This is a genomic window from Candidatus Magnetaquiglobus sp. (assembly GCF_058402785.1).
The window spans coordinates 1-9,750 of sequence record NZ_JBZVFG010000078.1; the positions used below are offsets into that span (position 1 = coordinate 1).

Sequence of the window (9,750 nt, forward strand, 5' to 3'; positions counted from 1 at the left end):
CCAAAGACAAAACCAAAACCAAAAACAAAACCTCGGAGGCTCTGCCTCCGAACCTCCGCCGGGGACCTTCGGTCCCCCGTCCCCTGCGACAGTTTTACCACCGGAGAGGTTCGGCTCGGCTCGGCTCGATTTGATTCGATCTTTCGATCCCCGGCCCCTCCTCCTTCTCCCAGATATCACCCCTCCCCACGCCGCGCACGCTGCATCAACTGAATGAACACATCCTCCAAAGTCGGGACATCCTCCCGCCAGACAAAGGCCGAATCCGCAAAAAATGGCTCCAGAGAAGCCAACAACAACGCCCGATCCGCCCCACCCACATGCAACACCGCACCAAAAGGGGCCACCAGATCCACACCCGGCAAACCATTCAACCGCCGCGCCAATACACCACTCTCGATACCCGCCCAAGCCGGCGTGATGGAAAACGTGGTCAAACCAACCCCACGAATCACCTCCTCCACGCTCCCGGTCGCCAACAACCGCCCATGGGCGATGTAGGCAATGGCATGACACCGCTCCGCCTCGTCCATGTAATGGGTGGTGACCAGAACAGTCAATCCCTCGGCAGCCATGGCATGGATCTGCTCCCAAAACTCACGCCGCGCCTGGGGATCCACCCCGGCGGTCGGCTCGTCAAGAAGCAATAAACGCGGCTTGTGCAACAAACAGGCCGCCAACGCCAAACGCTGCTTCCAACCGCCGGAAAGAGCACCAGCCAACTGATCACGCCGGGCAACCAAACCAAGCCGCTCCAAAGCCTCCTCGACCCGCGCCTTGCGTCCCGGCAGACCATGCACGCGAGCAGCGAAGTCAAGATTCTCACGGATGGAAAGATCTTCGTACCAGGAAAATTTCTGGGTCATGTAACCCACCTGGCGCTTGATTTCATGCGCCTGGGAACGGATGTCCAACCCCAGACATCGCCCCTGCCCCTCGTCCGGAGTAAGCAGACCACACAACATGCGCATGGTGGTGGTCTTGCCGGAACCGTTCGGTCCGAGAAACCCCATGATGCGCCCCTGGAAAACGGAAAGACTCAAATGATCGACCACGGTCCGCTGGTCGAACCGCTTGGTCAGCCCCTCGACCTCGATGGCGGCGTTCATGAGGGAGGTCGGACTCCCGATGCCAGATCAATGGTCACCGGCTGACCGGGATGCAACCGCTCGGCGTGGGCATCGGGCAACGCCTCGACGGCAAAGACCAGCTTCTCCTTGCCCTCGCGGGAATAAAGCACCGGCGGGGCATGAACCGCCTCGGCGGCGATGTGGGAGACATGGGCAGTCAGATCCGCCGGACATCCGGCACAGACCAGGGAGAGCTTCGCGCCCGGCGACAGGCGACCGATCGCCTCGGCGCCCAGAAAGAAACGGATCGTGACCTGACCGGGCGGCAAAAGCGTGACAACCGGTTGCTGGGCCGCAACCGTCTCTCCCGGTCTGAACAGCACCTCCTCGACCAGCCCGGCAACACCGGCCTGGGCGGTCCGTTGACGCAACAGCCATTCGGCACGGCGCAGACCAGCCCCGGCAGCCCGGAACGCCGCCTCGGCGGCCTGAATCTCGGCCTCGCGCGCCCCCTCGCGCGCCACCTGGATGGTGGCCTCCAACTCCTCCACCCGCGCCGCGTCGCGCTGTCGGGCCGAAATGAACTCATCCAACCGGTCCCGACTGGTGGCGTCGCTCCGGATCAGGCTCTCCTGACGCGCCTTGCGCAGGGAACTCAAACGCAAATGAGCCTCGGCCTGGTTGCGCTGATGCTCAAGAACTTTGATTTCGCTCGATCTCTTGCCAGTCAGAAGATTGTCGCGTTGCGCACGCGCACGCTCCAGATTGGCCTCGGCCTCGGCGACCGCCAACCGTTCCAGATCATCCTCAAGCACAAACAACACCGCACCAGCCTCAACCCGCGCCCCCTTGGCAACCCTTACCTCGGTGACACGCCCGCCTGTCGGCAGACCGATGCGCACATACTCCCCTTCCACATACCCTTGCACGGTATGGGCCGGCTGCTCCTTGCAACCGAGCAGGAGAAGAAGTGGAAGAAAGACAAAAATTTTCATGCGAAACCAAATCAAAACCCAACCATGACCAGAATGAATGGTCATGCTAGCATCCAGCCCAAGGCGCGAGCAAGCGGACGCGAGGATGCTACGCGTGAAGCCTGGATCGCCATGTGCGGACCCAGGCCGGTCAGCCGTCCCATAAGTCTGCCTTCTCACGCTGTAGGGAAGGCCCGCCTCCCATCGACAGGATCACGCCACGCGATTCAACGTCACGATCTTGCCCATCACATCCTCGATCATGGGATCCACCACCACCTCGCGCACCAGCTCCTGTTTGGCGGTTTCGTCGTCCGAACCGCTGACCGTGTTGGCGTCCGCGCCGAAGAGAGTTTCGAGCAGAATGCGCGTCAGGACGTTGCGCATCTTGGTTTCGGTGCCCCCGGAGGAAGAGGTGTTCAAGGAGAGCCCCTGATCCGAGATCTCCAGTTGATAATCCGGACCAAAACCATCGAACGGATTGCCCTGGCTGGAGGCTCCCAGCCCGGAGGTGACGGAAAGGGCAACCATGGCGATGGTGGAACTCGAGATCATCATGGCGAATATCCTTTGCGAGCGGTTCAAAAGGATTTATAAGAATTACGATATCGCGGGAGATTTTGGTTCCCGTTAAGCCTCTGTATCGGCACCCGCCGCTTCGGACTTTACCCATTCTCTTGGCTTTTTGATCGGCGACCCCTTCGTGACCAACATCGATTTTCTCGCAAACCTCAACGAACCCCAACAACAGGCGGTCATGGCCTCGGAGCGCGCCCTGATGGTGCTGGCCGGCGCCGGATCCGGCAAGACGCGGGTTCTGACCCGTCGGCTGGCGCGTCTGTTGTATCAGGGCGAGGCCGGCGCCGGTGAGATCCTGGCCGTGACCTTCACCAACAAGGCGGCCATGGAGATGCGTGAGCGGGTCGTCCAGCTTCTGGGACTCGACGAGACGGTGGCGCGGCGTTTGTGGGTCGGCACCTTCCACGGCATGGGTGCGCGCATGCTGCGTGCCCATGGGGAGCGGATCGGCTTCGACGGTCTCTTCACCATCCTGGACTCGTCGGATCAGCAACGGCTCATCAAACGGCTCGCCGAGCAGCGCGAGATGGTCGATGCCTACTGGACCCCCAAGCGACTCGCCTCTTCGATCAGCCGGTGGAAGGATGATGGGCTCGGTCCCGAGGATCTGGCCGAAACCCGTTTGAAATTCTCTCGGGATCTGATGCGCGTCAGCGACTTCTACGCCGCCTATCAGGATGAGCTGCGCCGTCTGAACGCCATGGATTTCGGGGATCTGCTTTCCAACTGTCTCAAGCTCTGGGACCGTTCCCCGGAGGTGCTGAATGCCTATCGGCAGCGTTTTCGCCACATCCTGGTGGACGAGTATCAGGATGCCAACAAGGTTCAATACGACTGGATGCGGCGTCTGGCTGCGGATTCCGCCTTGTGCGTGGTGGGCGACGACGATCAGCTGATCTACAGCTGGCGCGGGGCGCGGCTGGACAACATCCTGAAATTCGAAGAGGATTTCCCGAATGCCCGCATCATCCGCCTGGAGCAGAACTATCGTTCCACAGGGAACATTCTCCGCGCCTCGGGTGGGTTGATCGATCACAATCTGGGTCGCAAGGGCAAGACCCTCTGGACCGAGGGGAAGGAGGGTGCGCCGATCATCATCCATGTGGCCGAGGACGGGGAGGACGAGGCGCGTCACGTTACCCGCGAGATCCTGCGTCTGGTGCCGGAAAAATCTTTCAACGACATGGCGGTCCTGGTACGCACCTCCAGTCAGACGCGACTTTTCGAGCAGGCTTTCCACGAATACAACATCCCCTATCGGATCAGCGGTGGTTTACGGTTCATGGATCGTGCCGAGATCAAGGACGCGGTGGCCTATCTGCGGCTGGCCTACTCGTCCCGTGACGATCTGGCTTTCGAGCGCATCATCAACGTACCGAGTCGCAAGCTCGGGCCCAAGGCGTTGGAGGAGATTCTGGCCGCGGCCCGCGAGGTGGAGGGGTCGTTGTTGGAGGGTGCGCGGCATCTGATCGGGCTCAAGGGTTCGGGCAGCGCGGCAATGGGCAAGTTGAGTGCCTTTGTCCGGTTGATCGACGCAGCCCATGCGATGTTGGATGTGGAGCATCCGGTGGCGGTGTTGGATCATCTGTTGGACGAATCCGGCTACAAGGATGCGGTGGAGTTGGAGGACCGGCGCAACGACATTCGGGAGAACCTGACGGAATTGCGTATTTTCCTCTCCCAGGTCGATGATCTGGGCGGCTTTCTGGAGCGTGCCGCCCTCGAAGCCGATCCACCCGGAACCGAGCGTCGGGAGGATGGCATCAATCGGGTGGTCATTTCCACCTTGCACGCGGCCAAGGGTTTGGAGTTCCCGGTGGTGTTTCTCGCGGGTTTGGAGGAGGGTTTGTTGCCGCACAAGATGGCGGTCGAAGAGGGAGGCGCGGCAGCGGTCGAGGAGGAACGGCGTTTGACCTATGTGGGCATGACGCGGGCCAAGGAGCGGTTGTTTCTGAGTCATGCCCGATCGCGGCGGTTGTTTCAGCGGTTGGAGCCAGCGATTGCGTCGCGGTTTCTCAAGGAGATTCCGCCCGAGACCATTCAGAAGCGTGAGGCGCGGGTGATGGCGCGGCGTGGGGTGGGGATTCCAAGGCCGAGGAGGCCGTTCTATTCGTAGGATCGGGGATCGGGGACCCAAAGGTTCCCGAAAAACCGTTACGAGGGACCGGGGGCCGAAGGTCCCCGGCGGAGGTCTGGAGGCAGAGCTTTCAAGTTTTTGTATTTGATTTTATTGTCTTTTATCGAACTCTTCAAAAAAGCGATTTTCACGTTTTTTGTAAAAATCGCTGCACGCCTCCTTGGCTGCGGGAACGTTTCGCGCCTTTGGCGAAACGTTCCCGCGAACATGGCCAGAAAAAACAGGTCGCCGGAGGCGGCGCGCCTCCCGAGGGCGATTCGCCCTCTCCATTGCCCTGGCGGACAACGGAAGGGGCACATGGGACAGCGCGTGCTGCGCACTTTTTCGCAAAAAACGCGAGAAAGTGCTTATCGTGTAAGCGCGAAAAGCAAAAGAAGAGTCCCAAGGGCTTCTGGACCCCACCAAGGGCTTCGCCCCTGAACCCCATCAGTTGTAACGTTTCATCTCCATTCCCCTACTCCACCCGCAACGACACATCCACCGACCCGGCACTGTGGGTCAACGCCCCCACGGAAATCAGATCCACCCCGGTCTCGGCCACGCCGCGAATCGTCTCCAACGTCACATTGCCACTCGCCTCCAGAATCGCCCGTCCCGCCACCAATGCCACGGCACGCCGCAACCCGGCCAAATCCATGTTGTCCAACAAAAGCACCTCCACCCCGACCGCCAACGCCTCCTCGACCTGCGCCAACGTCTCACACTCCACCTCGATGCGGTGCAAATGACCCACCCTCGCCCGCAACCGGGCCACGGCAGCCGTAATCCCACCCGCCAACGCCAGATGATTTTCTTTCACCAGTATGCCATCGTCCAAACCCAGACGGTGATTATGACCACCACCGATGCGCACCGCATATTTCTGCATCGAACCCAACCCCGGCGTGGTCTTGCGCGTGTCCACCACCCGCGCCTTGGTGCCGGCCACCCGCTCGACATAACGATGGGTCACCGTGGCAATGGCGGAAAGATTCTGAAAGAAATTCAACGCCACCCGCTCACCGGTCAAAATCCCCCGCGCCGGCCCCTCGACCCGACAGATCGCCTCCCCGGCACCCACCACCGCACCCTCGACACAGGCCGGCTCCAGACGAATGCGACCATCCACCTGGGAAAAAACCTCGGCCATCACCGGCAAACCGCAGGCCACCAACGCCTGGCGCGCCCACAACACCGCACGCCCGGTCTGCCGATCATCCACCAACACCTCGCTGGTCAGATCACCACGCCCGATGTCCATCTCCAGGGCACGCGTCACGATTTTTCGCCAGTTGCGGTCAATCATGCCACCCCCCCCAAACGCCGCATGCGCGCCAGGGCATCCTCGAGCACCCGCCGCTTTTCGGTGAATTCACGCGCCTTGGCCTGCTCGCCGGCCACCACCTCGGGCTTGGCATTGGCCAGAAAACCGGCATTGCTCAACTTGCCGGTCACCCGCGTCAGATCGGTTTCCAGCTTCTGCAACGTTTTCTCCAGACGGGCGATCTCCACCGCCGGATCGATGATTCCGGCCAGGGGGATGAAAATGCGCATCCCCGGCAATACCGCCGTGGCCGCCCCCTCCGGAATTTCGCCGGTCAACTCCGACCACCCCTCCAGACGGGCCAGAACCGCGATCAACCCCTCGTGACGCCGCAAGATCGCCAAGGCCTCCGGCTCGCCGCTCGCCAACACCGGCAAACGCCGACCGGGCGGAATGTCCATCTCGCCACGCACGTTGCGCACCGCGGTCACCAGGGCCATCACGAACTCGGCCTCGGCCTCCAGGGTCTCATCCTCGAATCCGACCTCAACCACCGGCCAAGGGGCGCGCATAAGCGTCGCTCCGCCCCGATCGATCAAAGGGGCGACCTTCTGCCACAACTCCTCGGTGATGAACGGCATCAACGGATGCAACAGCCGCAAGGAGGCGTCCAACACCGTCACCATCACCCGGCGGGTGTGGTTCTTGTCGGTCTCGGCCAACCCGTCGTCGTAAAGCACCGGCTTGACCATCTCCAGATACCAATCGCAAAACTCGCCCCACAGAAAACGATGCAGCGCGGCGGCGGCCTCGTCGAAACGATAGCGCTCCATGGCCGCGTCCATGGCCGCGATCACCTTCTGCAACCGGGAGAGGATCCAGCGATCCGGCAAGGTGCGCGGCGCGACCGGACCGGCGAGCGCATGCCCCTCGACGTTCATCAGCACGAAACGGGCGGCGTTCCAAAGCTTGTTGCAGAAGTTCCGATACCCCTCGACCCGCGCCAGATCAAGCTTGATGTCACGTCCCTGCACGGCAAGCGCCGCCATGGCGAAACGCAACGCATCGGTGCCGAAAGCCGGGATCCCCTGGGGGAACTCGGCACGGGTGGCGGCGGCGACCTTGGCGGCCAGTTGCGGCTGCATCATGTCGCGGGTGCGCTTTTCCACCAGGCTCTCCAGGTCGATGCCATCGATCAGATCCAGCGGATCGAGGATGTTCCCCTTGGATTTGCTCATCTTGTTGCCGTCCGCGTCACGCACCAGACCAGTGATGTACACCTCGCGGAACGGCACCTCACCGGTGAACTTCAACCCCATCATGATCATCCGGGCCACCCAGAAGAAGATGATGTCAAAGCCGGTCACCAGCACGTCGGTGGGATAGTAGCGGGCCAGCTCCGGGGTTTTCTTCGGCCAACCCAGGGTGGCGAAAGGCCAAAGGGCCGAGGAGAACCAGGTGTCGAGCACATCCGGATCACGGGTCAATTTCACGATCTGGCCATAGTGCTCGGCGGCCATCTCGTAGACCATCTCCTCGCAGTTGCAAACGAACGGATGGCCATCCGGACCATACCACACCGGAATGCGATGGCCCCACCAGATCTGCCGCGAGATGCACCAATCCTGAATGTTGCGCATCCATTCGAAATAGGTCTTGTCCCAGTTGCCGGGAATGAAACGGATGCGGCCATCCTCCACCGCGCGAATCGCCTCCTCGGCCAGGGGCGCGGCCTTGACGAACCACTGATCGGTCAGGTACGGCTCCAACACCGCCTTGGTGCGATCGCCACGCGGGATCATCAACTTGTGGTCGTCGATCCGCTCCAGGAGACCGGCCTCCTTGAGATCCTCGACCACCTTCTGACGGGCCACGAAACGGTCCAGACCGCGATAGGGCTCCGGGGCCTGATCGTTGATGCGGGCATTCGGGGTGAAGATGTTGATCACCGGCAGGCCATGCCGGGCCCCCACCTCGTGGTCGTTGAAATCGTGGGCCGGGGTGATCTTGACGCAACCGGTCCCGAAGGCCGGATCCACATGGGTGTCGGCGATCACCGGGATGCGCCGTCCGGTCAGGGGAAGGATCAACTCCCGCCCCACCAGATGGGCATGCCGTTCGTCGTCGGGATGGACCGCCACGGCCACATCCCCGAGCATGGTCTCCGGACGGGTGGTGGCCACCACGACGTAACCATCCCCCTCGGCCCACGGATAGCGCAGATGCCACAAGGAGCCGCGCTCCTCCTCGGAGATCACCTCCAGGTCGGAAACCGCGGTCAACAACACCGGATCCCAGTTGACCAGCCGCTTGCCGCGATAGATCAACCCCTCGTTGTACAGCCGCACGAAGGCCTCGCGCACCGCGTGGGAAAGTTCCGGATCCATGGTGAACCGTTCGCGGCTCCAGTCGCAAGAGGCCCCCAGACGCCGCAACTGCCGCACGATGGTCCCGCCCGACTCCCCCTTCCACTTCCAGACCCGCTCCAGAAAGAGCGCCCGTCCCAGATCGTGACGGCTGCTTCCCTCGGCCTCCAACTGACGCTCCACCACCATCTGGGTAGCGATGCCGGCGTGATCGGTACCGGTCTGCCAGAGCACCGGACCACCGCGCATGCGCCGTTGCCGGATCAGGGCATCCATGATGGTGTCCTGAAAGGCGTGTCCCATGTGCAGACTGCCGGTCACGTTCGGCGGCGGAATCATGATGCAGTAGGGCGGCGCATCCGGATTGATGCTGGATGGGGCGAAATAGCCCCGTTCCTCCCAGAGCGCGTACCAGCGACTCTCCACGCTGGCGGCATCGTAGGCTTTAGGCAAGGTCGATTCGGACATGATATTTTTTGACTCTTTCGGATTTTCAAGCAGGTCTGCAAAAGGATCCGGGGGCGGTAATCGCCCCCGGTGCGGGTCTGAAGGTCAAACCTTCTTTCAATGTTACCCATGTCGTTCAGCGCACGCCGTTCCGGCTGACCCGGCACTCAGCGCCCGCCCTTGAGCCGCTCCAGCTCCTCGCGGATCACCTCCTCGAGCAGTACCGGCAACCGCTCAGACAACACCTCGCGAATCCAGGAACGGGCCACCTCCTCCACCTGGTCGCGAATCGCCGCCCGCATCGGACTGGCATCCATGGCCTCCCGCACGTTGAACGGCGACGGCGCGGCAGGCTTCGGGGCCGGTTCAGGGGCCGGTTCAGGGGCCGGGGCCGGTTCAGGGGCCGGAGCCGGTTCGGGGGGCGGGGCCGGTTCAGGGGCCGGGGCCGGTTCAGAGGCCGGGGCCGGTTCAGGGGCCGGGGCCGGTTCAGGGGCCGGAGCCGGTTCGGGTACGGGCTGCGTGGACGCCGGACCCAATGCCAACACCAGCTCTTCCTCCTCTTCTTCGGCTGCCGGTTCGGATTCGGGCTCCTCCTCGGCGACGGGCTCCTCCTCGGCGACGGGCTCCTCCTCGGCGACGGGCTCCTCCTCGGCGACGGGCTCTTCCTCGGCGACAGGCTCCTCCTCGGCGACGGGCTCTTCCTCGGCGACGGGCTCTTCCTCGGCGGCAACTTCCGCTTCCAGTGCGGATTCGGGCTGCGTGAGCGCCGGACCCAATGCCAACATCAACTCATCCTCTTCTTCGGCTTCCGGTGCGGATTCGGGCTCGACCTCCGGTTCAAGCTCCTCCTCGGCGGGCTCCTCCTCGGCGATCTCCTCAACCATCTCAGGCTCGGCGACAGGCTCCTCCTCGGCGACGGGCTCCTCCTCGGCGA

General features: G+C 62.5%; 6 protein-coding genes and 1 pseudogene. 1 reads left to right on the forward strand and 6 read right to left on the reverse strand.

The window, feature by feature from the left end:
* Positions 1 to 176: 176 nt before the first annotated feature.
* The 3 genes from ACV4UY_RS16060 to ACV4UY_RS16070 all read right to left on the reverse strand — a co-directional run bounded on the left by ACV4UY_RS16060 (position 177) and on the right by ACV4UY_RS16070 (position 2,602).
* On the reverse strand, positions 177 to 1,109 hold the full coding sequence (locus ACV4UY_RS16060; protein WP_491608567.1) for an ABC transporter ATP-binding protein: 933 nt from the start codon (positions 1,107 to 1,109) through the stop codon (positions 177 to 179).
* Positions 1,106 to 2,065: an HlyD family secretion protein gene (locus tag ACV4UY_RS16065; RefSeq protein ID WP_491608568.1), complete on the reverse strand. Its 960-nt coding sequence runs from the start codon at positions 2,063 to 2,065 to the stop codon at positions 1,106 to 1,108. The genes ACV4UY_RS16060 and ACV4UY_RS16065 overlap by 4 nt, the downstream gene beginning before the upstream one ends.
* Before the next feature lie 192 nt (positions 2,066 to 2,257).
* Positions 2,258 to 2,602: a hypothetical protein gene (locus ACV4UY_RS16070; protein WP_491608569.1), complete on the reverse strand. Its 345-nt coding sequence runs from the start codon at positions 2,600 to 2,602 to the stop codon at positions 2,258 to 2,260.
* A 145-nt stretch (positions 2,603 to 2,747) separates the two neighbouring features.
* Between ACV4UY_RS16070 and ACV4UY_RS16075 the strand changes: the two genes are divergently transcribed.
* On the forward strand, positions 2,748 to 4,739 hold the full coding sequence (locus ACV4UY_RS16075; RefSeq protein WP_491608570.1) for an ATP-dependent helicase: 1,992 nt from the start codon (positions 2,748 to 2,750) through the stop codon (positions 4,737 to 4,739).
* A 475-nt stretch (positions 4,740 to 5,214) separates the two neighbouring features.
* On the opposite strand, the gene nadC is transcribed toward ACV4UY_RS16075, so the two are convergent.
* From nadC to ACV4UY_RS16090, 3 genes and pseudogenes are all read right to left on the reverse strand, one after another.
* Positions 5,215 to 6,045, reverse strand: a complete 831-nt coding sequence (nadC, locus tag ACV4UY_RS16080; RefSeq protein ID WP_491608571.1) for a carboxylating nicotinate-nucleotide diphosphorylase — start codon at positions 6,043 to 6,045, stop codon at positions 5,215 to 5,217.
* Entirely contained in the window at positions 6,042 to 8,837 is a 2,796-nt protein-coding gene (locus ACV4UY_RS16085; RefSeq protein ID WP_491608572.1) for a valine--tRNA ligase, read from the reverse strand. Before ACV4UY_RS16085 ends, nadC begins: the two co-directional genes overlap by 4 nt.
* Positions 8,838 to 8,983: 146 nt before the next feature.
* Positions 8,984 to 9,750 (reverse strand): annotated as a pseudogene (locus ACV4UY_RS16090) (hypothetical protein); the annotation flags it as partial.